Here is a 22,067-nt window from a genome sequence, read left to right as displayed (position 1 = left end):
TGAGAAAATCCCCTCTGCCTTAAGGTGGAGGGGATCTTTATTTATAATCATCATTCTTCCAGTGAAAAATTTTATTTGTTAGCCAATCTAGAAGCTGCTTCTTCAATTTCTTTATACACATTTTGTAATACTTCATTTGGATCTAGTACTGCTGTTCCTTGTGCACGAACGATTTGATAATCTTCAATACCAAAGAAATTAAACATTGCTTTTAAATATTTATGAGAGTATTCCACTTCTGTATACCAATCATCATTTGTATAGATTCCTCCACTTGCTTGTATAACAAGCATTCTTCTTCCATCTTTAAGTAGTCCCACTGATCCAGTTTCAGTATATTTAAATGTTTCACGTGCAATCATGATATTGTCCATGTAATCTTTTAACTTTGATGGAATATTAAAATTGTGCAAAGGTAATACGATAACATACGTATTTGCACTTTTAAATTGTTGTAAAATTTCGGACATACGCTCTGTTACTTTTTGTTCTTCATCAGTTAACTTTTGTCCATTTCCTTGCTTTTCCCATGCACTTAAAACAGTTTTATCTATCATTGGTACTATATCATCGTATAAATTAATTTGTTCAATCGGTTCATTATTAGGAATTAATTCTTTATAAGATACTAAAAAATGGTTAAGAACTTTAATGCTGACTGATGATGTATCATCCACTTTTGGATGTGCGTTTATGATAAGTGTTTTTTTCATTTGTATTTCCCCTTTTTAAAAGTTTTTATGTTTTAATTGTCGACAAAGTTAATCGTCGATTAATTTTGTCTTTAATATAAGCTCTGAAATTATTTTTGTCAAACGAAATACATACTATTCGAAAAGAGCCTTTTTTTATTTGACTAAAATTCTAAATGGTCCTAAGATACAATTTGATAACCCTTAAAATAAAAAGCAGGTGATTTGTATATGCAGTATAGTGTTGGGGTTGAATATGCCTTGCATTGCCTAGTTTATTTAATTAACACTCCTTCCAAGGAAAGTGTCGGAATAAAAGATTTGGCAGAGTTCCAAGGGCTTTCTGAAACATTTCTTTCAAAAGTTTTCGGTAAATTATCTAAAGCTGGCATTGTAAATTCTGTCCCAGGTGTAAAGGGCGGGTATAGGTTAGCTAAGTCTCCAGAAGATGTTTCTTTTTGGGATGTAATAGAAGCTGTCGAAGGTCCAAAACCTATTTTTCAATGTAAAAATATTGTACAGAATGGTCTACTATATCGAGACGAGGCCGAGGCTTGCAATTCTTGTGAACCTAGCAATTCTTCTTGTACAATTAACTTAGTAATGCTTGAAGCAGAAGAACATATGCGTGAGTTTCTTCGTAAAAAGACTCTTGCATGGTTAGATAAAGAACTTGATATTGTTTTACCTGAAAAGATAAGGGTAGATACTCGTGAATACTTCAAACAAAAAAACTCTAACTAAATCGCCATGACGAATTAGTTAGAGTTTTTTTGTTTTTTAACATGAATGCCATCATGTGAGTTCCTAAAAATATGGAATTCACGTTGCTTAATTATATTTTTTAATCTTCGTGATCGATTTCTATTGTGCCTGTTCTAGCACTAATTTTTAAAACATTTAATAGATTATCAGGTGTCTTGATTTCCACTTCATATTCGAATTGAGATTGTGTTAAGTTGTCATCTTCTAATTCAAATTCTTTTTTCACATGAATAATTTCTCCATTTGTTTGTGCTAAAGCAATTTCACGAACTTGTTTTTCTGTGTAGTTGTCATTCTTTTTTGCATAATTGTAACCCATACCAAAATATCCACCAACAATAGCGATACCAATTACTAAAGTAGCAATTACACTTATCATTATTTTCTTTTTATGTTTTAACATTTTCATTCACTCCTTAATGATTAATCATCTATTCCAAATCTTGCTTCAAGTGCATTTTCTGCTTGCTCTAATTGATCTTCAAGTATATCTTGTACTCTTTCTTGTGTTTGATATTGTTCAACAGTTATCGTTCCAGCGCGATAATCTGCTTCTAGCTGATTATCAGATAGATCTATTTTGTCATCTAATTGGTCAATTTCTTTTTTTGCTGCTAAGTACGTATTTAAGTTCTCTTCTTTTGCTCCAACTGGTTTCGTATTATTTGCCTTTTCTACAATAGATGAGACTTCGTTTTTGAAATCTTGTGTTTGCGTAGTATCATTCGTAGCAGGCCCTGTTTTGTTTGGTTCTTGTTGTAGTTGAGCACTTTCTTTTTGTGACGTATCGTTTTCTATTTTCAGTTGTTGTACTTCTGTATCTTTATCAGTTTGAATAGAACAAGCTGTTAAGAATAAAAAAGACATGGCTCCAATTATCATCCAGTTTCTCATTATGTTTGCCTCCCTTTAATTGAGCACCTGATCCTTGCCTTTATATTACTGAACAAACATTAAAGGAAGATTAATGTGCCAAAAAATAAAATGATATAATTAAATCGTTTCTAATCTTTCTTTAATGTTTTGGAACTATAGTGATATATATAATAAGAAAAAAGGAGGATGCTAATGCGAGTTCTTATTGTCGAAGATGAACAAGACTTACAAAATATATTAGTAAAACGATTACATGCAGAATATTATAGTGTCGATGGATGTGGGAATGGAGCAGATGCCTTGGATTATATAAGCATGGCTACTTACGATTTGATTGTGCTTGATATTATGATTCCCGGAATAGATGGGTTACAAGTGTTACAAAGATTACGCGCAGACAATAATACAACTCCTGTCTTGCTTCTTACAGCTAAAGATACAATTGATGATCGCGTAAAAGGACTCGACTTAGGTGCGGATGATTATTTAGTAAAGCCATTTGCTTTTGATGAACTATTAGCAAGAATTCGAGTGTTGATGCGAAGAAAAACAGGGAATACCTCTAATGTGTTTGAAATTGCGGATCTAGTGGTGGATTGCAATATGCATAAAGTAACAAGGGGAGACCAGGTTATTAATCTTTCCAGTAAAGAATTTGCTATTTTAGAATATATGATTCGTAATAAAGAAGTTGTGTTGACACGAGATAAAATTGAGCAACATGTGTGGAATTACGACTATGAAGGTGGCTCAAATATTATTGATGTTTACGTTCGATACCTTCGTAAAAAAATTGATAGCCAGTTTGAAACGAAGTTAATTCATACGGTGCGAGGCACTGGTTACGTATTGCGAGTAGAATCATGAAAAAACTATCAATAAAAATGAAAGTAACCCTGTGGTATACGGGGTTAGTTGTAATTATTATGGCACTCGTGTTAGCTTTTATTTTAACTTCTTCAGATAAAGTTGTGCTTTTTAATATGAAAAATCAATTAAAGAGCACGGTGAAAGATAGCATTGAAGATATTAAATATAAGCATGGACAGTTAAAGATTGACGATGAATTTGAAACTTTAGAAGATGGAGTAAATATACTCATTTATAGTAAGCAAGGTGAGCTACTGGCAGGACATAATCCGGCCGGCTTTAATAAAAAGGGATTGCTTAAATCCGATGAAATACAAATCATTAAAAATGGTAATAAAGAATGGATCGTATATGATTTTCTCTATCATGCGGGCGGGGATGAGCAAGTCTGGGTTCGTGGAATCATGACCATGAATCAATTGTCATCAACGATGAGTACGATTGTTTTGGTAACACTCATTACCTTTCCATTACTTATTCTCATTGCGGCAGTGGGCGGCTATTTTATTACGAAAAGAGCGTTTCGACCTGTGAAACAAATGAGTGATTCAGCGAGTGAAATTGGTGATGGTAAAGACCTTTCGAAGAGGATTAACTTACAAGGTTCATCGAAAGACGAAATGTATCATTTAGCACAAACCTTTGACAAAATGTTTGTGCGGTTGGAGACATCATTTGAAAGTGAAAAACAATTTACATCTGACGCATCTCATGAATTAAGAACACCAACATCTGTTATTATTTCGCAATGCGAATACGCTTTATCGCAGAAGCATAATCCGAAAGAAATGGAAGAATCGTTAGAAGTAATTTTAAGACAATCGCGTAAAATGTCCTCGTTAATCTCGCAACTGTTATTATTAGCAAGAGTTGACCAAGGAAAGCATGATACTTTTCAATTTGAATGTATCAATATGAGTGAATTAACGGAAATCGTTGTAGAAGAACTTTCATTAATGGTTCAAGAAGCTTCGATTGATATAACAACCAATATAGAGGAAGACCTGTTTATGAAAGCAGACCAAACATTGATGATGCGTTTGTTAATGAATTTATTAACGAATGCGATTGCTTATGGTAAAGAGAATGGTAGTGTGAATATACAACTGTGCCGTGATGGAACGAACATAATAGGTAAAGTCTCCGATAATGGCATAGGCATCAGCGAGCAACATATTACGAAAATATGGGAACGCTTCTATCGAGTTGATGCAGCGCGAACATCTTCAAATATTGGAAACACAGGTTTAGGATTGTCGATGGTAAAATGGATTGTCGAACTACACGGAGGAGAAATTACCGTTGAAAGTAAATTAGGGGAAGGCAGTACTTTTACATTTAAACTACCAATTGAAAAACGAGCATAATGTATGCTCGTTTGTAGCTTTAGAATAAAGATGGATTTAAAAGCTCTCTTTAATCTTTATTTAAAAGTAAATGAAAGTAAATCGATTTGGTTATAAATTATGTTTTCAACATGATACAACACATTCCTTTTTAGTATGAAATTGAAACAACAAGAACAGATCGATTAGTCTGTTTCTAACATCATAGATTTATATTTTCGAACGTGTTGCGCAAATGATTTCGGTGCGGAGTTCAAGGTTAAATGGGCTGAAGTTAATAAGTAGTCTGCTATATGTTGTCTATTAATTAGGAAAAGGGCACTCCATTGAGGGAGTGCCCTTTTCTTAATTAATGATGGTAACAGATAAAAAACTCTTTGTATTACCAGGAGTCACCGTGGCTGGATTGCATGTACATAATTGTACTAGATTTAGTCGAATCAACTTGTTTCTTAGAATCTGATTGTGAAGGGAATGCTAATCCAATAGATAGTGCAACTGAAAGTGATAAACCTAAAATCGTTCCAAAAAGTTTTTTCATTATTTTAACGCTCCTTTTTCAAAAGTTTTTTCTTTAGCTTGATGACTAATATAAAAGTATTTACTAGCTTTTACAGTGTCGCTTTCTTCGTAAAACTTGATTGCTAATTTTTCAGTGTATTCTTGTGTGTAAGTATAGAGTTGTTGTGTGTCGAAAAATGAGATAGCTTCCAAAGATAATTCTTCGAGAATAGCAGCCGAAACACCTTTATTTATACAATCTAAAAGTTTGAAATGATATAGGTATTCTTTATTGTCTAGCTTCTCACAAATTGCTAATCCTCGTTCAATTAACTCGGCCGACTGTTCAAGTTCCCCAATCTTTAAATGTTCTCTAGCTTTAAGGAAGATGGCCCTAAAATGCTCTGGATTTTTAGTTGTTACTTCTGATAAGTGTCGAATTGCTAAAGCGGATAAGTTTTGGCTACTATATAAAAAACCTAAATTATTGCGGACTCTTAATATTAGGGAATCCTCATTATTTTTACGTAAAATATCTATTGCAGAATTAAATTTTTCTTCTGCTACAGGGAATTGTTTTATATCAATACATGCTAAACCGTATAAGTTCTCACAAGCGGCAACATTATTTTCATAGCCATTATGTTTAGAGAAGATTTCTTTAGCTTTAGTCACATGTTGAATTCCTAATAGAGGTTGATAGGTATGAAGATAGAAGTTAGCAAAACGATAGCTAAACTCGGCTATTTCAAGATCGTCATGAATATGTTGTAATAGTGTTTCGGCTTTTTCGTAGTATTTCCAGGCTTCATTGTTGTTGGAAATTAGTGTGGCATGAATCCCTTTGAAAAAGTGATAATAATAAGACAACGATTCATTTTTTGGTATATCCAGTGAATCAATTGCCTGGAAGCTTGTGGGTGTGATGCTTAAATGATCGAGCAAAACTTTAAAGCGAAAAGTAAGAAGTGAGTAATGGAATAGTAAATTTGGATCTTCATTAATACTTTTTATGTGTGTATCAATCTCTGTTTTTAAATGTTTTGCTTCTTTTAGGTGCTGGGCACGTATCTCTTGATACCAATTATTTAAAAGTTGTGTGATTATATCTTTTGTTTTTAGATGACTTACCATAATTCTCCCCGCTTTCTACTATATTTATTTGTATATTGATATGTATATACTAGCAAGAAATTAAGTGTGATAGAGTGATAGATAGCAAAAAAACTTTTTCAATAATTTTCTGATAATTTAAAAGGTAATTAGAATATAAATAAGATTCCTTAGATGGTGATCATTTATTTATTGCCAAAAAATAAGTGCATCGAGCAAGTATGACTATTGTACTTAAAACAAATAACAGCCTGTTTGTATGTTGTATTTCCTTAGTATTGTAAATAAGCATTTTACTCCATCGCAATCAATTTGAAAGAACAAGTGATCCCACTTTATGGTTATATGCAAAATTAAAAAAACATAAACAAGCAGAACCTTTGTATTTTGCTATCTTACGTATTTCATCCTGCACAAAAAAATATTTCTCAACATTTTGGTTGTTGAAAAAGATTGAATATTCGTATTATAACGAATATTATGTTGTTATCGACAAAAAAATGATAATTTGCAGACACTGGGGAGGAAATGCATTGAAAAAGGATAAGAAGTTAAAACCATTATCAGTTTTAGCAACAGCGGCAGTACTAAGTAGTAGTTTTGCTTTTGGAAGTCATGCGGCGTATGCTGATGCGCCATCATCTCTACCGATAGATGAGCATTTAATACCGGAGGAGCGTTTGGCAGAAGCGCTAAAACAACGGGGCGTAATTGATCAATCTGCATCACAAGCTGAGACGTCAAAGGCTGTTGAAAAATATGTTGAGAACAAGAAAGGGGAAAACTCTGGGAAAGAAGTCTTGACAGGAGATAGTCTTACGCAAGAAGCTTCTGATTTTATGAAAAAAGTAAAAGATTCAAAAATGAAGGAAAATGAACAGGCGCAGCAGCCAGATGTAGGACCAGTAGCTGGACAAGGTGCAGGATTAAATCCAGGGAAATTAAATGGAAAAGTACCTACTACATCAGCGAAGCAAGCTGAGTACAATGGAGCTGTCCGAAAAGATAAAGTACTTGTTTTACTCGTAGAATTTAGCGATTTTAAGCATAACAATATTGATCAAGAGCCAGGATACATGTATTCTAAGGACTTCAATCGTGAACATTATCAAAAAATGTTATTTGGTGATGAACCGTTTACGTTATTTGATGGATCGAAGATTAACACATTTAAACAATATTATGAAGAACAATCTGGTGGTAGCTACACAGTTGATGGAACTGTAACGGAATGGCTTACTGTTCCAGGAAAAGCTTCAGACTATGGTGCGGATGCTGGAACTGGTCATGATAACAAAGGTCCTTTAGGGCCACGTGATTTTGTGAAAGAAGCATTAAAAGCAGCGGTAGCAAAAGGGATCAATTTAGCAGACTATGATCAATTTGATCAATACGATCAAGATGGTGATGGAAATAAAAACGAGCCAGATGGCATTATTGATCATTTAATGGTTGTACATGCTGGTGTTGGTCAAGAAGCTGGCGGCGGTAAATTGAAAGATGATGCAATTTGGTCTCATCGTTCAAAACTTGGATCAAAACCATATGCGATTGATGGCACAAAATCTTCTGTTTCAAATTGGGGCGGAAAGATGGCTGCATACGATTATACAATCGAGCCTGAAGATGGAGCGGTTGGTGTGTTTGCGCATGAGTATGGTCATGATTTAGGATTACCAGATGAGTACGATACGAAGTACTCAGGGCAAGGTGAACCTGTTGAGTCTTGGTCTATTATGAGTGGCGGTAGCTGGGCTGGAAAAATTGCGGGAACAGAGCCAACAAGTTTCTCACCACAAAATAAAGAGTTTTTCCAAAAGAATATGAAGGGCAATTGGGCGAATATCGTTGAGGTAGATTACGATAAACTTCGCACGGGAGTCGGTGTTGCAACATATTTAGATCAAAGTGTTACAAAATCAAAACGACCAGGAATCGTTCGTGTTAACTTACCGGACAAAGATATTAAAAATATCGAATCGGCATTTGGTAAGAAGTTTTACTACAGCACAAAAGGAAATGACATTCATACAACACTTGAGACACCAGTATTTGACTTAACAAATGCAACGGATGCTAAGTTTGATTATAAGGCATTCTACGAACTGGAAGCGAAGTATGATTTCCTTGACGTATATGCGATTGCAGAAGATGGAACGAAGACACGCATTGATAGAATGGGCGAAAAAGATGTAAAAGGCGGCGTGGATACAACTGATGGTAAGTGGGTTGATAAATCATACGATTTAAGCCAATTCAAAGGGAAAAAAGTAAAACTGCAATTTGAGTATTTAACAGATATCGCAGTAGCTTATAAAGGATTTGCATTAGATAATGCTGCATTAACTGTAAACGGAAAAGTTGTTTTCTCAGATGATGCAGAAGGCCAACCAGCAATGACACTAAAAGGATTTACGGTGTCTAACGGATTTGAACAGAAGAAGCATAACTACTATGTAGAGTGGAGAAATTACGCTGGTTCTGACACGGCTTTACAGCATGCGCGTGGTCCAGTATTTAATACAGGAATGGTTGTATGGTATGCGGATCAAAGCTTTACAGATAACTGGGTAGGGGTTCATCCAGGTGAAGGATTCTTAGGAGTAGTAGATTCTCATCCAGAGGCAATCGTAGGGACATTAAATGGACAACCGACTGTGAAGAGCAGTACGCGTTATCAAATTGCTGATGCTGCATTCTCATTCGATCAAACACCAGCATGGAGAGTAGATTCGCCAACTCGCGGTATCTTTGACTATAAAGGATTACCAGGTGTTGCGAAATTTGATGATTCTAAGCAGTATATCAACAGCGTGATTCCAGATGCAGGACGTAAGTTGCCGAAACTAGGATTAAAGTTTGAAGTAGTAGGCCAAGCAGAAGACAAGTCTGCAGGTGCAGTTTGGATTCATCGATAAAATAAGGTGAAGTGAAGAGGAGCTGTCTCATAAGTTGGTGAAACCGACTTATGGACAGCTCTTTTTTTATTGTAGAAAAGGGACCTTTTAGGAACTAGTTCATGGACAAGAATGATATAAAATTTATCCCGCTATTTGCCGAGCAGTAAGACCCCCACCTCAAAATTCAGCGGAAGCAAAGAAGTTAGGTGGGGGTCGGGCTGCCCGTAAACGCCCGATTGGTGAAGGCTAATAATCAGTGGGGGATGAACAAAACCCCCACTGATTAAAGTTTCACTTTATTTTCAATACGAGTGAACAAACGTAAACTTAAATATTAGAAAATATAGATGAAATTCCGCTATTATACCTTTCAATAAAATAATAATAGCATTATATATTATAAGGAATGCTTGTCCTTAATTGTAAATGAAAGGGGGAAATTGATATGAGTTATGGCTATGGTTATTCTTCTAAAAAATGTTGTAAAAATTACAATGAAACGTTATCAACGGGTGTATTACGTAGACATTCTGCTACTTTATTTCTTACTGTTGATGCTATGAATGTTGATCCAGATGATACTCATAGAGTAACTGTTGAAATGTTTGATTGGTCATCTGGTTCTCCTGTATTGTTACCATTAGTAGATCCTTCTACACGAACATTAGCACCTAATCAATATGTTACTTTTCGTTCGGCAGCTCTTCCTCCAGGACTTTTTGCTTACGAAGTAAGAATAATTCATCCAAATGATAGAGATGTTGTTACGAATGTTTTTGGTCTTAGTGCAATCGTATTTAATCCACAAGAAGGAAATAATGTTTTACAACATGATTTAGCAAAATTAGACCTTAAATAGATTTTATAAAAGTCTAAATATGGAAATGGTTAAGCGAAGGAAGTAGGATGTAAAGCTACTTCCTTTACTTAACATCAACTATATAAAAAAATTTAGTGTCATCATCGGTACATAGGACAGCACGATTTAGCAAATCAATATTAACAATAGTCATATAATTAAAGAGTAAATAACCGTCTCCATAATATATAATTAATATTTCTTCTTCGGATGATAAGGAGCATAACAATAGTATGTATTTTGTTTGCTTGTATAAAGCAAATTGTATAAAGAGAAGAAGGATCCCCCCCTTAAAGGAGATCCTTTTTACGTTTTGTCATTTTTAAAGAAATTTTTCATCATTTTAGAGTGTTTCATGTTTAATGTCACAGCTTCTACTGTACCTTTCTTCTCATCTTTAGCGATTGTAATTTGCTCCTTATTATCAACCCAGACAAAAAACTCTTCTTTTGAGTCATCTTTATATGTAACGGTTATAGTAGAATGTGCCGATTGTTTCTTTTTTTGATCTAATGTAATTGTTTTCGAGGTTCCATTTTGAACTGCCGAAACGATAGGTTTTATCATTTCTTCATTGTCTGTTTGAGATTTGGAAATAGTATTATTTGTTGTTTTTAGTATTTCAATGTCGGTAATATTAGCGGAATTTGATTGAAATGTATTTTGTGTATGTTCTTGCTTAGCCTGCGAAGTTTTATCTGTAGCAGAGGTGTTTGTACAGCCTATTAAAGTGAAAGATAGAGCGGTTAGAGCGCATATAGATATGATTTTTTTCATAGTATCCCTCCTTAAGTTTAATTATAACAATTTTCAGTTAATTTACATAGCTATTGTAAGGAGAAGATGTTTTAAAGTGGTAAATGATGTTGTTCATTTTCTATTAAAATCAAAATTCACATAACTTTTTTCATATTTTATGTTTAACATTGGGAAAATGGGTGTACTACATATAATATAACAAATAATTCATTTTAAAGGAGGAAGTTAAAGATGGAAACGAAGTATAGTAAACCTTTTGTATATGAATTTATTACGGAGAAAGAGGTCATGAATGCGGCGAATGATCTCGTGAAGAAAGGAATAGACCAAAAAGATATTTACGTATTAACACATGAGAAAGAAAGGACAGATAGAATCGCAGATAATGCAGACGTGAATACAATTGGAATAAAAGAGGAGGGACTTGGGACAAGCATTATTAATGTCTTTCAAAAAACGGGAGATCAGTTAAGAAATAAGATGCAAGAGTTAGGACTTAATGAGGAAGAAGCTAACTTTTATGAAGAAAAGCTGGATGAAGGAAAAATCTTGTTATTCGTTAAGGATTTAGAAAGAGTCGGTGAATGGCTACAAGAAAGAAGATGCACATATTCTCTTTAAATTTGTATCCTTTAAATCTATAAATCTATAAATCTATAAATCTATAAATCTATTACGAAAAGGAGATTGGAAATATGAGTGAGAGCGGGCTAAAAGAACAAATTACGGGTAAAGTTGAAAAGAAAAAGGGACAAGTAAAAGAAGGAATTGGTGAAGTTACAGAAGATAGAGAGTTGAAAAATGAAGGGAAGTGGGAGAAGACCAAGGGAACGATAAAAGAAAAAGTCGGAAAAGTGAAACAAAAGATAAGTGATGGATTGGATAATAAAGAATAATACATGTTTATCAAGCTTTGGTTACATACCAAAGCTTGATAAATCAAATATAAAAACAATATAGGAGGTTTAATTGTGGGACTTATTATTACGTGTATTGTAGGTGGACTTATTGGTGCGTTAGCTGGAATGATTACAGGAAAAGACTTTCCTTTAGGTATAGTTGGTAATGTAATTGCTGGATTAATCGGATCTTGGGTAGGTAGTGCGTTATTTGGTCATTGGGGTCCTGAATGGGGAGGCATTTTTGTTCTTCCAGCGTTATTAGGTGCAATCGTCTTTATTTTAATCGTTACATTCTTCTCTAGAATGCTACGGAAAGCGTAAGTATGATAATGAATAAAAATCTTAAGTTTATTATATATAACTATAAAGTTAAAAGAGTGATAAATATACATAAAAAAGCATCCAATTAAAATAATTTGGATGCTTTTTTTATGTAATCTGCATAGGAAAGAGTGGGGGATGAAGAACCCCCACTCTTTGAAATTACACTTTCTATTATGTATTAAACCATCGTTACTTTTTCACAATTATTTATCCTTACGACCTGCCTTGGTTCTATATGAGATAAGTCCTCACTATTACCTATATCAACTACAATTGTATTCGTCAGTATGTTAATAATGGAACCAACTAATTTTGTAGCATGATCGTGTCGATAAGAAAATTGAACGAAATCTCCCTTTTTAAAGTTGTGCTCTTCCATAGATAGATCCCCCTAAAAATAATGTTTATACATTATACATACACAAATTTATAAGGTTTAAACATTTAGTAGTATTTTTTAAGTGTTAAGCCGAGAAAGGTGTAGAAAATTTATTTATAATGAAAATAAAAAAATATGTTTAAAATTAATTTTTATGGGTAATTAACATAGTAGTAGTTTGAGATAAGGGGGCGGAAATGATGAATTTGGCAATAAATATTTTGCAAAATGATGTAGGTTATACGGTACAACTTAATGGTGAGATTGATGCATATACGGCATCAGATTTAAAAAATAAGATGATGCCTATTGCAAGCGAAAAAGAAGTTCATATTGTAGTAGATTTTCATAACGTAGATTATATGGATAGTACCGGTTTAGGTGTTTTTATAGCTTTATTAAAAGCAGTTAAGAAAAATGATGGCAAACTAGAGTTTATTGGTGTATCTAAAAGACTAAAAAGATTATTTGATATTACAGGACTAACAGAAATATTAAATTTGAATTCCGATTTTGAAAAAGTAGAAAGAAGGTGACTAGGGATGATGGAGAAATTTGAAAAGATAGAAATGAAAATTCCTGCAAAAGCAGAATATGTGGCTATTATTCGTTTAACGATGGCTGGTGTTGCGAACCGAATGGGCTTTGCTTATGACGATATAGAAGATATGAAAATTGCTATTAGTGAAGCATGTACAAATATTGTACAACATGCATACAAAGAAGACGTTGGAGAAATTGCAATTGTCTTTGGGCTATATGAAGATCGATTAGAAATTATGGTTGCTGATAATGGGGTTAGCTTTGATTTTAATAACTTAAAAAGGAAAGTTGGTCCGTATGATATTAGTAAACCAGTAGAACATTTGCCGGAAAATGGTTTAGGTTTATATTTAATCAATACGTTAATGGATGATATACAAATCATGCATGATGAGGGCATGACGGTTTTAATGACAAAATATATACAAAGAGAGCAGGTGGAGAATGATGGAAATCCAATCTCAACCTACGAATCTTACTAAAGACGATGTTATTAAGCTAATTGCAGAATTTCAACAAAACCAATGTGGTGAAGCACAGGAAAGGTTAGTTGAGCATTATAAAAATCTCGTATATTCCATTGCATATCGCTATTCAAAAGGCGGGCCAATGCATGAGGATATTATACAAGTAGGGATGTTAGGGCTCTTAGGCGCAATAAGAAGGTATGATTATTCGATAGGGAATGCTTTTGAGCCGTTTGCAATACCTACGATAGTAGGAGAAATAAAGAAGTATTTACGTGATAAAACTTGGGGCATTCACGTTCCAAGGCGAATTAAAGATTTGGGCGGGAAAATTAAACTTGCGATAGAGGAGTTAACAGATCACCTGCAACGTTCACCAAAGATTATAGAAATCGCAAATCATTTAGGGCTATCGGAAGAGGAAGTGCTAGAAATTATGGATGCGAAAAATAATTATCGAGTATCTTCCTTAGATGATGTAGTCGAAAATGCATCTGATGGAAGTTCGGTAGCGAGAATTGAATCTGTAGGTGAAGTAGAGCAAGGATATGAACAGACAGAAAGGCGTCTCGTTTTAGAGGATATTTTTAACGTATTAAATGAGACAGAAAAGAGTGTTATTCATTATATATTTGGAGAAAATTTAAATCAAAAAGATACAGGGGAACGGTTAGGTATTTCACAAATGCACGTTTCTCGTATTAAAAGACAAGCGATAAGTAAATTGAAGCAAGCCGCGTTTTTAGATACATAAAAATTTAAAATAATGATGTTTAAAACATGAGAAAAGGGGTAGTTATTAAGTATAGGAGGAGATATTAAAATGTCACACGATGTGAAAGAACTAATAGAAGGATTGAATGAAGATTTAGCAGGAGAATACTCGGCGATTATTATGTATAACCATAATGCTGCTACAGTTTCTGGTATATATAGACAAGTGTTAAAACCTTTCTTTGAATCTGAAATTAGCGATGAACAAGGACATGCCCTATATTTAGCGGAAAAAATTAAGACGCTAGGTGGTACACCTACTACGATCCCTTTACCAGTGAAACAAGTGGAAGATGTTCGAGAAATGTTAGAATCCGCTAGACAATCAGAATATGAAACAATTAAGCGTTATGAAGCGAGAAAAGAACAGGCAGCGAAATTAAATATGACAGAGTTAGTTGTAAAACTAGAAGATATGATTGCAGATGAAACAAATCATATGGAAGAATTAGATCGTCTTTTAAATGATAAAGCCATGGTGTTAAATTAAAAGTAGAAATTTATAGAGTGAAAGAACAAATTCCTATTTCTAGGGGTTTGTTCTTTTGTTGTATAAATATGTTTGAGTACGAAATTTTCATTTTGTAACTGAGTATGTAATACTAGAAAAATAGAAAATGATAATAGATTTACATTTTAAATAAGAAAAGGGGAAATAACTTGTGTCCATTTTAATTGTTGATGATAATCCGGTTAACATATTTGTAATTGAGAAAATTTTAAAACAAGCCGGATATCATGATCTTGTATCGCTCAATTCTGCACAAGAGCTCTTCGAATACATACAGTTTGGAAAAGATTCTTCCAGGCATAATGAAATTGACTTAATACTATTAGATATTATGATGCCTGAAATTGATGGACTTGAAGTTTGTAGGCGATTACAAAAAGAGGAGAAGTTTAAAGATATCCCTATTATTTTTGTTACAGCTTTAGAGGATGCAAATAAATTAGCCGAAGCTCTTGATATGGGGGCAATGGATTATATTACGAAACCTATAAATAAAGTTGAACTATTAGCGCGTATGCGTGTAGCGTTACGCTTGAAATCGGAATTAAATTGGCATAAAGAACAAGAAGAAAATCTTCGGAATGAACTAGATTTAGCTACACAAGTACAAAGAAACTTATTAAGTAGCCCATTAAGAGAAAATCATATAAAAATTGAAGCAAGTTACTTACCGTCATTCAAACTAGCTGGAGATATGTATTATTGGTATAAAATCGATGAAAATCGCTACGGTATTATATTATTAGATGTCATGGGACATGGTATATCTGCTTCATTAGTTTGTATGTTTATCTCGTCTGTATTACGTGAATCGATTAAATGTTTAATTGATCCAGAACTCGTCATTAAAGACTTAAATAAATATATGACTCTTTTACATAATGACAATGACAATATCCCATATTATTTTACAGCGATATATTTAGTAGTGGATACAGAAAAGAGAACAATTGAATATGTAAATGCAGGACATCCTTCTGGATACGTGCTAGTTGATGAAGCGAATGTAGTGGAACTAAATCGCGGGAGTTGTGCGGTAGGATTTTTTGATGAAATAAAAGTTGAAAAGACAGTTATACCTTTTGAGAAGAACGCTCAAATAGTATTATTTACAGATGGTGTTCTTGAAGCAATTGCAAATGATGAATTTGAGTCTGAAGAGAAATTACGTGCTTTTACAGAAAGAAAATGGGGAGATTTAGAAGAAGAGATAGAAGGGTTTTATAAGGAAGAACAGAAGAAAACACAATCAGATGATATGTGTCTCATTATGATAAAAACGAATGCGAAATAAAAAGCGTATGAAATCCAAACAGAGGATTTCATACGCTTTTTATTGTATTTTTTGATAAATTTGTTCACTAGGATTAAATTGGGTATAATGCGGCATTATATTTGAAAAACGAAGAGTTTCTTTATTTCCTAAACATAGGAATCCATTGTGACTTAAACTTTCATAAAATAGTTGCTGTACTTGGTTTTGAAGTTTACTTGTAAAGTAAATTAAAACGTTACGACAAAGTATAATATGAAATTCGTTAAAAGATTGATCGGTTACTAAATTATGCTGTGCAAAAATAATGTTTTGTAAAAGTGATGGATTGAAATAAGCAAAACGACTATCCGTCGAATAATAGTTAGAAAATGCTTGTGTACCGCCAGCTTGTAAATAGTTTTTCGTGTAAGTTTGCATTTTATTTAACGGGAGGATGCCTTGTTTTGCTTTTTCTAACACATTTGTATTCATATCTGTTGCGTAAATAACCGACTTTTCACTTAATCCTTCTTCGCGAAGTAAGATGGACATTGATAATACTTCTTCACCAGTTGCGCATCCAGCATGCCAAATTCTAATTTCAGGATGCTTTTTTAATTCAGGAATAACATGCTCTCTAAGCGCTTTAAAAAAGGCAGGGTTACGGAACATCTCAGTTACATTAATCGAGAAATCATTTAATAACTGTTCTAAAACCCCTTCCTCGTGAATTACTTTTTCAATTAATTTTGAAATGGTTGGGATATTAGAGAGCTGCATTCGATTACAAATCCTTCTATAAATAGATGTGCGAGCATATTGACGAAAATCAAATCCTGATAGTTTAAATACCGCTTCCAATAGTAATTCAATTTCTAAGTTCGTGCGCTCATCCGTATCTACTGATGGATCAAAATTATAATACTTATTTTCCACTCCAACTAAACCTCACTTATTTTATTAACCATACACTCATTACCGAATAGAGTTGATGTAGATTTAATGGTTTACTTATATAATCTGAAGCGCCAGCAGATAAACATTTTTCCTTATCATTTGGCATTGCTTTAGCAGTTAATGCGATAATAGGTATTTCATTTAACCCTAAATTCATTCGGATATTTTCCATCGTTTCATAACCGTCCATATTCGGCATCATAATATCCATTAAAATAAGGTCAATATTTGTATTGCTTTTTAGTATTTTTAAACACTCTATGCCGTTTTGGGCAGTAATAATGTTGGCATTTTGTTTTTTTAATGCATTTTGTAACGCAAATATATTTCGATGATCATCATCGACAATTAAAATGGTTTTCTCTTGGAAGACGTTATTTGTTTCGGTAGTAACGATAGTTTCCTCAATAACTTCAGCAGGAATAACATCTTCTATCGTTGCTGCGACTTCTAAATTGGATACTTGGATTTCATTTAAGCCATTTGGAAGGTTAGGAATATATACCGTGAAAGTACTACCTTCTCCTACATTACTCTCTAATGTAATCCAACCACCTAACAATCTAGCAAACTCTTTACAAATAGATAACCCTAAGCCTGTACCACCATATTTCCTAATTGTTGCTCCATCTGCCTGTTGAAAGGCTTCGAAAATAAGTTGATGCTGTTCTTTAGCGATACCAATACCAGTATCTTTTACTGAAATTGTAATCCAATCTTTACTTATAGACTGCATATCATGACTTAAATTGTTTGTTTCTATTGAATCGAAATGTAAAGAAACGGATCCTTTTTCCGTGAATTTAAATGCATTGGATAGTAAGTTTTTAATAATTTGTTCAATCCGTTTTGCATCTGTATAAAACAAATCTGGAATCGTGTCACTGTCTTCAATAGTAAATTCGACATTTTTTTTTGCAGCTATATGTAAAAAGTTTTGATGCATATTGGCTGCCATGTCACTTATGTTCGTTGCTTCAAAAATGATGTCTAGTTTGCCTGCTTCTACTTTAGATAAATCTAGTATGTCATTAATTAAAGTAAGTAAGTCTTTCCCTGATGAATGAATGACAGTTGCTAGTTCAATTTCATCATCCGATAAATGATTATCATGATTTTCTCTTAACATTTCAGATAATAGTAAAATACTATTTAACGGTGTGCGTAATTCATGTGACATATTTGCTAGGAACTCTGATTTGTATTTTGAGCTGCGTAACAACTCGCTTGCTTTTTCTTCTAATTCTGATTTGGTAATTTGTAAGTCAGCTGTCTTCTGCTCAGCTTCTTCAGTTCTAGACTCTAATTGTTCATTCGTTGTTCGTAATTCTTCCGCTTGCATTTGTAGTTCTTCCGCTTGCGTTTGTAATTCTTCTGATTGAACTTGTAACTCTTCTGTCATTGCTTGTGATTCATGTAAAAGAGTTTGAATTCGCATACGTCCTATAATGCTATGGATTGTTAAACCTAGATTATCAATAGTTTGTTGAATTAAATCTTGATGTAAGTCTGAAATCTCAGTTACACTTACTAACTCCATTACTGCAATCACTTCATCCTCAAATAAGATAGGGATGACTAGTAGATTTTTAGGACGTATTTCTAATAAGCCAGTAGTAACGTAACGAAAATCTTCTGGTATGTCCCTGAGAATAAAACTTTTCTTTTCTAAGGCAGACTGTCCAATGAAACCTTCACCCATTTTAATAGATTGTTTTCCAATATCAGTACCTTGATCGGCGAAAGAAGCTTTTTTCACATAGTAGACAGTTTCTTCATATTCTTCACGTACATAAAATGCACCGCAAGAAGTTTGCGTTTTTTGTATAATTCCACTAAGAATTTTTTTACCTAACATCTCAATAGAAGATACACCTTGATACATTAAAATTAATTCTGCAAGCTCAGTTTGTAACCACTCTCTTTTCGATATTTCATCTAGTAGGTGATTTGTTGTATGAGCAAGATCTTTTATTTCATCATGTGTATTTACATGAATTCTTTCCGTAATTTTTTCTTTAGAAGAAATTGATGTAATAGCTTGAATTACATTTTTAATCGTTTTTGTAATGGAATTCGAAATATAGAGTGAAACGATAATGGAAATACAAGAAAGTAAGAACAATAAACTGTATAACCAAATCTCTAATTTATTATTTTCAATATCTAATTGTGCAGCTCTTTTTTTCGTTAGTTGCTCCTCAGTGCTCCGGAAGTTAGTTAGCTGCGACTGTAATGACTGAATTTGAGTCGTGTCGATTGTTTGTACATTATTACTATTATTATTTGTAATGAGTGAGTGAATCTCTTTATTAATCCAACTAGTAATGTTTTCGTTAATCTGTTTTAATTTTTCTTGCTGAGAGGGGTTATCCTCTAATAAAGAAAAAAGGTCTTGAAAATGTTTTTCGTAATCCTTTTCCGCAGAGTTAAGGGATTGCACGTAAGTAGGGTTATTAGAAATGATAAACCCTTTCGCTTTATTTTCAATTGTTAGTAACTCTTTCTCCACTTGATTCGTTAAATTGAGAACTTTAAAATCGTGATCAATAATAAAATTGCGAGATTTTTGTAAGCTGGAAATCTCATTGTTTAACATAATGAAAGAAACAAGTAAGAACAAAATGATAACTAAATAACCAGCCATAATTTTGTAGCGAATACTAAATTTTGCTTTCGAGTTCATTAAAAATTCCTACCTTCAAGGTTATTAAAACTTTTCTATTTTAAAGAATGAAAAACGTAATATATATTATATCAGTTTTCATAAGGCCAAACTAGAAATCCCCCTATTGTATTAGGGGGTTCTTTTTTAATAGAGGAAATCATTTTGAAATATAAAAACATATATGAAAGGTAGTAAACGAGGGAATAGAGGATAACAAACATTCTAAGAAGGGAAGAGTGTTCTTAAAGCTCTTTTTGCATCTATTCCTTCAAAAATAAATAATACAAGCTCTCTCTTTTTTACCGTAAGGAAAAAGGATACTAATGTGCTTAAGTTTTTAATAGAAGTAAGTGTTCCGTGTTTACTTATAAACAAGTTCGTTTGAAATGTTGTCATTAAAGCGTAAAAATGATGAATCTGAGTTATTGTAGGCGTTTCATTATAAGAAATAGTAGTAGAGTGAATGGCGTTCATTGCAATATTCCTTTCCATATAGTAAGCATAACAATATAAACATACCCGTTTTAAAAAATGTTAAACATATAAATAAGAAAAAATATAAGTATAGTTTTTTACGTTTAGAAAAGGTTAGGAAGGGTATACATATACTACAAAGAGATTGACTGAAGATGAATTGTAAGATGTCTATGTTTAGTAGATTAGTCTATCAAAATATACTTTTAATTTAAATAAAAAGGAGCCTGGTATACATGAATGAAATGATGATTGATATTACGTTTGATTTAATTTACTTGTTAAGTAGTTCGCTTGTAATACTGTTACTATTCGCTTTTTTCGTAAATGGTTATGTTAATAAGAAGATTAGTGTATACAGAAATGAAGAAGGATAAAGATGCATTATATAAAAATAAAAGGGCGTATATGTATATAAAAATTTAGGAGGTTAATAGTTATGAATGTAGATAGAAAAATAGTAGGTGTTTTTAGAACAATTGATGATGCGGCACTCGTTATTAATGAATTAAATGATAAAGGATACTCAGCAGATAACATTTCAGCTATTGCGAAAGATCAAAAGGAAATTGAACATCTGGAAGAAAAGTCGGGTGAAAAAGTGAATAGCGAAACTGCACATAAAGCAGATATCTTTTCAGCGACAGGGCTTGTAGCAGGAGGAGTAGCAGGGGGACTAGGTGGTTTATTAACAGGTCTTGGTATACTTGCCATTTCTGGAATGGGTCCAATTGTAGCAGCAGGACCAATCGCAGCAGCTATTGGAGGAGCCGGTATTGGCGGAGGAGCTGGAAGTTTAATAGGAGCATTTATCGGCTTAGGAATTCCAGAAGAACATGCTAAAAAGTATGAAGAATATATTTACGATGGAAATATATTAATTTTAGTAGATGCAAAGTTAGATGATAAGTTAGAAATCTATAAAATATTTGATAAGCATAATGCCTATAACTCTGATTTCTTTAAATAATATGTACTTCATATATCAATTATGAAAAATGTGGACATAGTGAATATCGTTTTTGATCTTACAACTTTGGCGCGGCCGAGGAGTCGTATGACTATAAGAGAGGAAGGGCTTATAGTAAAAGATCAAGTTCTATTCTGTTATTTAAAAGGGAAGGGTGTCGTTTCGTGATTGTAAAAATATTAAAGGATAGTAGTAATAGTTTCCTTTGTACGGTTCAAAATAAAAATGGAGAGAAGTATGTGAAGAAATGGTTTCGTAAACATGAGAACAATGAAAAATTAGGACGACCAACTTTCAAAGAAGTAGAAAAGGACTGGAAAGAAAATAAAGAATCGTTTATGTATCCAAATATTAAAGTGCTTTATTAAAATGAAACATAATGCGCGTTTCATTCTTACAAAACTGTCACATTCCTGTAAGGTAATTCAATAGATTAGTTGTTTGTTCCATGTCATAATAAAGACATAAGAAAGCTAATCAAAAAACTATAAGTTATTAGGAGAGTGTCAGTCATGATTGTAACAACAACGTCTGGAATTCAAGGTAAAGAAATTATTGAGTATATCGATATTGTAAATGGTGAAGCTATTATGGGTGCAAATATTGTCCGCGATTTATTCGCTTCTGTTCGTGATGTTGTCGGTGGTCGTGCTGGTTCTTATGAAAGCAAGCTAAAAGAAGCTCGTGATATCGCAATGGATGAAATGAAAGAACTTGCAAAACAAAAAGGTGCGAACGCTATCGTTGGTATTGACGTAGATTATGAAGTTGTTCGTGATGGCATGTTAATGGTTGCTGTAAGTGGTACAGCTGTACGTATATAAGTAAATAAAAAAACAGGCTCCCCCTCGAAGCTTATGCTTTGAGGGGATTTTTTTTGTAACTCGTTAAAAATACTTTTCCCTTTGTTTTTTCAGCAGAATGCACAACGGCAACCGCAGTTTTCACATCCGCTAAGTCATACGTAGAATGTACTGTCATAAAACGTAATTTTTTATCCTCAACTAAACGAATTAAGTGACGAAACGTTTCTTGCCATTTATACGGTGACACGTCTGTATTCCAATGTCGTAAATGAAATATGTTAGCATGCACCTTTGCTTTCGTAACAATTTCGGCCCAGTTTACTTGTACGCCTGATAGAAGACCGATAGTTAAAAAG

General features: G+C 33.3%; 27 protein-coding genes and 2 pseudogenes. 17 read left to right on the top strand and 12 right to left on the bottom strand.

What is annotated here, in order from left to right:
- Positions 1–71: 71 nt before the first annotated feature.
- Positions 72–713, bottom strand: coding sequence for an FMN-dependent NADH-azoreductase (locus JDS92_RS23530; protein WP_199632597.1), 642 nt, complete (start codon positions 711–713; stop codon positions 72–74).
- Between the two features lie 210 nt (positions 714–923).
- Here JDS92_RS23530 and JDS92_RS23525 point away from each other — a divergent pair, with 210 nt between their 5' ends.
- Entirely contained in the window at positions 924–1,436 is a 513-nt protein-coding gene (locus tag JDS92_RS23525) for an RrF2 family transcriptional regulator (RefSeq protein ID WP_001200345.1), read from the top strand.
- 100 nt (positions 1,437–1,536) lie between these two features.
- Here the strand turns inward: JDS92_RS23525 and JDS92_RS23520 are convergent, their stop codons facing one another.
- Both JDS92_RS23520 and JDS92_RS23515 read right to left on the bottom strand, forming a co-directional pair.
- Positions 1,537–1,860 (bottom strand): PepSY domain-containing protein, encoded by a 324-nt coding sequence (locus JDS92_RS23520; RefSeq protein WP_000912146.1) that lies wholly within the window; start codon positions 1,858–1,860, stop codon positions 1,537–1,539.
- A gap of 20 nt (positions 1,861–1,880) precedes the next feature.
- The gene (locus tag JDS92_RS23515; protein WP_199632596.1) at positions 1,881–2,351 is read right to left on the bottom strand and encodes a hypothetical protein; all 471 of its coding nucleotides are present in this window, start codon (positions 2,349–2,351) and stop codon (positions 1,881–1,883) included.
- A 174-nt stretch (positions 2,352–2,525) separates the two neighbouring features.
- On the opposite strand from JDS92_RS23515, the gene JDS92_RS23510 reads away from it, so the two are divergent.
- Together JDS92_RS23510 and JDS92_RS23505 are read left to right on the top strand one after the other, a co-directional pair.
- On the top strand, positions 2,526–3,200 hold the full coding sequence (locus JDS92_RS23510; protein ID WP_199632595.1) for a response regulator transcription factor: 675 nt from the start codon (positions 2,526–2,528) through the stop codon (positions 3,198–3,200).
- Positions 3,197–4,570 carry a sensor histidine kinase gene (locus JDS92_RS23505; RefSeq protein ID WP_097958775.1) on the top strand — a complete coding sequence of 458 codons (1,374 nt, stop codon included), beginning with the start codon at positions 3,197–3,199 and terminating at the stop codon, positions 4,568–4,570. Before JDS92_RS23510 ends, JDS92_RS23505 begins: the two co-directional genes overlap by 4 nt.
- 361 nt (positions 4,571–4,931) lie before the next feature.
- On the opposite strand, the gene JDS92_RS23500 is transcribed toward JDS92_RS23505, so the two are convergent.
- Both JDS92_RS23500 and JDS92_RS23495 read right to left on the bottom strand, forming a co-directional pair.
- Positions 4,932–5,090 (bottom strand): hypothetical protein, encoded by a 159-nt coding sequence (locus JDS92_RS23500; protein ID WP_000732343.1) that lies wholly within the window; start codon positions 5,088–5,090, stop codon positions 4,932–4,934.
- Entirely contained in the window at positions 5,090–6,184 is a 1,095-nt protein-coding gene (locus tag JDS92_RS23495) for a response regulator aspartate phosphatase (RefSeq protein WP_097958776.1), read from the bottom strand. Before JDS92_RS23495 ends, JDS92_RS23500 begins: the two co-directional genes overlap by 1 nt.
- A 512-nt stretch (positions 6,185–6,696) precedes the next feature.
- Here JDS92_RS23495 and JDS92_RS23490 point away from each other — a divergent pair.
- Complete coding sequence (locus tag JDS92_RS23490) at positions 6,697–9,081, top strand: immune inhibitor A domain-containing protein (RefSeq protein WP_199632594.1); 2,385 nt, start codon at positions 6,697–6,699, stop codon at positions 9,079–9,081.
- 427 nt (positions 9,082–9,508) lie between these two features.
- Entirely contained in the window at positions 9,509–9,922 is a 414-nt protein-coding gene (locus JDS92_RS23485; RefSeq protein ID WP_000120220.1) for a BtaA family protein, read from the top strand.
- A gap of 64 nt (positions 9,923–9,986) precedes the next feature.
- On the opposite strand, the pseudogene JDS92_RS31045 reads toward JDS92_RS23485, so the two are convergent.
- Both JDS92_RS31045 and JDS92_RS23480 read right to left on the bottom strand, forming a co-directional pair.
- Positions 9,987–10,154: pseudogene (locus JDS92_RS31045) on the bottom strand (YolD-like family protein); the annotation flags it as partial.
- Between the two features lie 74 nt (positions 10,155–10,228).
- Entirely contained in the window at positions 10,229–10,699 is a 471-nt protein-coding gene (locus tag JDS92_RS23480; RefSeq protein ID WP_199632593.1) for a hypothetical protein, read from the bottom strand.
- 213 nt (positions 10,700–10,912) lie between these two features.
- Between JDS92_RS23480 and JDS92_RS23475 the strand changes: the two genes are divergently transcribed.
- The 3 genes from JDS92_RS23475 to JDS92_RS23465 all read left to right on the top strand — a co-directional run bounded on the left by JDS92_RS23475 (position 10,913) and on the right by JDS92_RS23465 (position 11,904).
- The gene (locus JDS92_RS23475; protein ID WP_000448810.1) at positions 10,913–11,302 is read left to right on the top strand and encodes a YflT domain-containing protein; all 390 of its coding nucleotides are present in this window, start codon (positions 10,913–10,915) and stop codon (positions 11,300–11,302) included.
- Between the two features lie 74 nt (positions 11,303–11,376).
- A complete protein-coding gene (locus JDS92_RS23470) occupies positions 11,377–11,577 on the top strand; it encodes a CsbD family protein (protein WP_000004263.1) in 201 nt (66 codons plus the stop codon).
- Between the two features lie 75 nt (positions 11,578–11,652).
- Positions 11,653–11,904 (top strand): GlsB/YeaQ/YmgE family stress response membrane protein, encoded by a 252-nt coding sequence (locus JDS92_RS23465; protein WP_000522903.1) that lies wholly within the window; start codon positions 11,653–11,655, stop codon positions 11,902–11,904.
- Positions 11,905–12,085: 181 nt separating this feature from the next.
- Here JDS92_RS23465 and JDS92_RS23460 read toward each other — a convergent pair whose 3' ends face one another.
- A complete protein-coding gene (locus tag JDS92_RS23460; RefSeq protein ID WP_000391008.1) occupies positions 12,086–12,286 on the bottom strand; it encodes a hypothetical protein in 201 nt (66 codons plus the stop codon).
- Positions 12,287–12,483: 197 nt separating this feature from the next.
- Between JDS92_RS23460 and rsbV the strand changes: the two genes are divergently transcribed.
- The 5 genes from rsbV to JDS92_RS23435 all read left to right on the top strand — a co-directional run bounded on the left by rsbV (position 12,484) and on the right by JDS92_RS23435 (position 15,875).
- Complete coding sequence (gene rsbV / locus JDS92_RS23455) at positions 12,484–12,822, top strand: anti sigma b factor antagonist RsbV (protein WP_002038093.1); 339 nt, start codon at positions 12,484–12,486, stop codon at positions 12,820–12,822.
- 6 nt (positions 12,823–12,828) lie between these two features.
- The gene (gene rsbW, locus JDS92_RS23450; RefSeq protein WP_199632592.1) at positions 12,829–13,311 is read left to right on the top strand and encodes an anti-sigma B factor RsbW; all 483 of its coding nucleotides are present in this window, start codon (positions 12,829–12,831) and stop codon (positions 13,309–13,311) included.
- The gene (sigB, locus tag JDS92_RS23445) at positions 13,274–14,050 is read left to right on the top strand and encodes an RNA polymerase sigma factor SigB (protein WP_087970781.1); all 777 of its coding nucleotides are present in this window, start codon (positions 13,274–13,276) and stop codon (positions 14,048–14,050) included. Before rsbW ends, sigB begins: the two co-directional genes overlap by 38 nt.
- Positions 14,051–14,119: 69 nt before the next feature.
- Complete coding sequence (locus JDS92_RS23440; RefSeq protein ID WP_087970780.1) at positions 14,120–14,560, top strand: ferritin-like domain-containing protein; 441 nt, start codon at positions 14,120–14,122, stop codon at positions 14,558–14,560.
- A gap of 172 nt (positions 14,561–14,732) precedes the next feature.
- Positions 14,733–15,875 (top strand): fused response regulator/phosphatase, encoded by a 1,143-nt coding sequence (locus JDS92_RS23435; RefSeq protein WP_199632591.1) that lies wholly within the window; start codon positions 14,733–14,735, stop codon positions 15,873–15,875.
- 39 nt (positions 15,876–15,914) lie between these two features.
- Here the strand turns inward: JDS92_RS23435 and JDS92_RS23430 are convergent, their stop codons facing one another.
- From JDS92_RS23430 to JDS92_RS23420, 3 genes are all read right to left on the bottom strand, one after another.
- A complete protein-coding gene (locus tag JDS92_RS23430) occupies positions 15,915–16,772 on the bottom strand; it encodes a CheR family methyltransferase (RefSeq protein WP_173781586.1) in 858 nt (285 codons plus the stop codon).
- A 16-nt stretch (positions 16,773–16,788) separates the two neighbouring features.
- Positions 16,789–19,479, bottom strand: coding sequence for an ATP-binding protein (locus JDS92_RS23425; RefSeq protein WP_097958784.1), 2,691 nt, complete (start codon positions 19,477–19,479; stop codon positions 16,789–16,791).
- Between the two features lie 204 nt (positions 19,480–19,683).
- Positions 19,684–19,935, bottom strand: a complete 252-nt coding sequence (locus tag JDS92_RS23420; protein WP_000991353.1) for a hypothetical protein — start codon at positions 19,933–19,935, stop codon at positions 19,684–19,686.
- A gap of 236 nt (positions 19,936–20,171) precedes the next feature.
- Between JDS92_RS23420 and JDS92_RS23415 the strand changes: the two genes are divergently transcribed.
- The 4 genes from JDS92_RS23415 (at position 20,172) to JDS92_RS23400 (ending at position 21,729) form a co-directional block, all read left to right on the top strand.
- The gene (locus JDS92_RS23415) at positions 20,172–20,312 is read left to right on the top strand and encodes a hypothetical protein (protein WP_001004563.1); all 141 of its coding nucleotides are present in this window, start codon (positions 20,172–20,174) and stop codon (positions 20,310–20,312) included.
- Positions 20,313–20,374: 62 nt separating this feature from the next.
- On the top strand, positions 20,375–20,905 hold the full coding sequence (locus JDS92_RS23410) for a general stress protein (RefSeq protein WP_001100089.1): 531 nt from the start codon (positions 20,375–20,377) through the stop codon (positions 20,903–20,905).
- Positions 20,906–21,069: 164 nt separating this feature from the next.
- Positions 21,070–21,273 (top strand): DUF4028 family protein, encoded by a 204-nt coding sequence (locus JDS92_RS23405; protein ID WP_199632590.1) that lies wholly within the window; start codon positions 21,070–21,072, stop codon positions 21,271–21,273.
- 144 nt (positions 21,274–21,417) lie between these two features.
- The gene (locus JDS92_RS23400) at positions 21,418–21,729 is read left to right on the top strand and encodes a YbjQ family protein (protein WP_000637510.1); all 312 of its coding nucleotides are present in this window, start codon (positions 21,418–21,420) and stop codon (positions 21,727–21,729) included.
- 31 nt (positions 21,730–21,760) lie between these two features.
- Here JDS92_RS23400 and JDS92_RS23395 read toward each other — a convergent pair.
- Positions 21,761–22,067: pseudogene (locus JDS92_RS23395) on the bottom strand (alcohol dehydrogenase); the annotation flags it as partial.

This window comes from Bacillus cereus group sp. N12 (genome assembly GCF_016483575.1).
Classification (GTDB): domain Bacteria; phylum Bacillota; class Bacilli; order Bacillales; family Bacillaceae_G; genus Bacillus_A; species Bacillus_A toyonensis.
Note: the sequence above shows the minus strand (reverse complement) of the source record. Positions and strands in the feature narration are given on the sequence as shown.